This window comes from Bacillus sp. JJ1521 (genome assembly GCF_036965165.1).
Taxonomy (GTDB): domain Bacteria; phylum Bacillota; class Bacilli; order Bacillales; family Bacillaceae_L; genus Ferdinandcohnia.
In genome coordinates, this window is the sequence record NZ_JBALOX010000188.1 from 1 (window position 1) to 2,267 (window position 2,267).

The following is a 2,267-nucleotide window of genomic DNA, read 5'->3' on the forward strand; positions in this document are numbered from 1 at the left end:
AGCGAAGCCCATTTCATGGGTCACAATGAGCATTGTCATTCCAGTATTAGCCAATCCCTTCATAACACTAAGAACCTCTTTTACCATCTCAGGGTCTAGTGCTGAAGTTGGCTCATCAAAAAGCATAATTTCAGGATCCATTGCCAGCGCCCTTGCAATTGCTACCCTCTGCTTTTGTCCCCCGGAAAGGCGATTCGGATATTCATTTGCCTTTTCTGACAAGCCTACTTGGTTTAACAGCTCCATAGCCTTACTTTCCGCGTCACTCTTCGATATCCCTTTTACCTTCATCGGAGCATAAGTGAGATTTTGAAGAACTGTCTTATGTGGAAATAAATAAAAATGCTGAAATACCATTCCAATGTGCTGACGAACCTTGGTGATATTCGTCTTTGCATCTGTAATGTCATCTTCCCCGACCCAGATCTGTCCTTGAGTTGGTGTTTCAAGTAAATTTAAACATCTTAGAAATGTAGATTTTCCTGAACCAGAAGGACCAATTATGGCAACAACCTCACCTTGTTTAAAGGTGGTCGTAATCCCCTTTAACACATTAAGCTTACCAAAAGATTTATGAAGACCTTCTACTTTAATATGATCGTTACTCACTACGACGCAACCTCCTCTCAAGTCTTCCGCCTAGGAATGTGAGGATTGTAACAATAATCCAATACACTAGACCAGCAATTAATAAAGGTTCAAAATAGCGGAATGTATTCGATCCGACAACTTGAGCTCGTCTCATAATATCCAATAATCCAATTGTACTTACAAGTGCCGATTCCTTCGTTAAGGTCACAAGTTCATTTAAAAGTGCAGGTAAAATATTTTTCACTGCCTGTGGTAGGATAATATCCAACATCATCGGACGGTACGAAACACCAAGAGCTTCCGCCGCTTCCTGTTGACCTTTATCAACAGCTTGAATTCCTGCTCTAATGATTTCAGAAATATACGCACCTGAATTTAATCCGAATGCCAAGACCCCAGCTGCAAATTTATCAATGTCATAGTGAAAAAGCTGCGGAACCGCAAAATAGATTAAAACCAATTGTAGGATAAGTGGTGTTCCTCTGAATATGGACGTATAAATATTCGCAAACCACTTTAAAAATGAAACCTTGCTTATTTTAAAAACCGCTAAAATTGTCCCCAAAATTAAACCTAAAATTGCCGATACTAGAGCAAAGGATACCGTAATGCCGATCCCTTCTAGTATAAACGGAATTGAAGGCACGATTCGGGAAAAATCAATATCCAAACCCATGCCTTACACCTCATTTCACCTAAAAATTTTTATTTATTCTTCAATCCATTGTTTTTCTAATTTTTCTAATTCACCATTTGCTTTCATTTCTTCTAACACTTTATTGAATTCATCCACAAGCTCACTGCCTTTTGCAAATGCAATCGCCATACCTGGTGAGCTTTCAGTCGGATCATCAAAACCTGCTAAGTCTAGTTCTTCAATGAAGCCAATTGCCACTGTTTTATCTAAATATACTGCATCGATTCTTCCTGATTTTAGCTCTTGAATTAATTCTGGAGCCTTATTTAATGCTGAGATTTCAAGATTTTTTAAAGTTTCTTCTTTAATTTTTTTGGCTCCTTCTTCTTGAATAGAACCTAATTGGACTCCAACTTTTTTACCGTCTAAAGCCTCTAATGTTTTAATATCAGAATCTTTTAATGTCACAAACATTTCGCCCGATTTATGATACTCCGTTGAAAAATCAACACTTTTCTTACGTTCTTTGGTAGCCGACATACCAGAAATGATAAAATCAAGACGATCTGATTGTAATGCGCTAATTAAACCACCGAAATCCATATTTTCAATTTTAAGCTCATAACCAAGTTTATCCGCAACATGCTTAGCTATATCAATGTCAAATCCAATATAATCGCCAGTTTTCTCATCAATTGTTTCAAATGGTGGGAAATCAGCAGATGTTCCCATTGTTAATACTTTCTTTGAATCCGTTCCTTCTTTAGATCCTGTTGCATTGTCATCGCTTGTCCCACAAGCAGCTAGAACTACAACTGATAAAATAGTAATCAATGATGCTAGTAAAAACTTTTTCATTATGTTTTCCCCCTATGTGGTTGCTTATAATTATTCGATAGAATGTATTTTAACACATCTGCATAAATATACAATATGTTTTTTAAAAATAATAATTGATTCATAATTCTATCTTTTGCGTTAAGCTTCCTGTTTATACAGCTTACTAAGGATTTTAGAGGAAAAATTTTGTGTTTTATTA

General features: G+C 36.4%; 3 protein-coding genes. All 3 read right to left on the reverse strand.

Annotated features, from left to right (window positions below; translation table 11 throughout):
• The coding region (locus tag V7147_RS21210) for an amino acid ABC transporter ATP-binding protein (protein WP_335369798.1) at positions 1-609 on the reverse strand (609 nt) is incomplete at its 3' end.
• Entirely contained in the window at positions 602-1,261 is a 660-nt protein-coding gene (locus tag V7147_RS21215) for an amino acid ABC transporter permease (RefSeq protein WP_335369800.1), read from the reverse strand. The genes V7147_RS21210 and V7147_RS21215, both read right to left, overlap by 8 nt.
• 39 nt (positions 1,262-1,300) lie before the next feature.
• Positions 1,301-2,086: a transporter substrate-binding domain-containing protein gene (locus V7147_RS21220; protein WP_335369799.1), complete on the reverse strand. Its 786-nt coding sequence runs from the start codon at positions 2,084-2,086 to the stop codon at positions 1,301-1,303.
• Between the last annotated feature and the right edge of the window lie 181 nt (positions 2,087-2,267).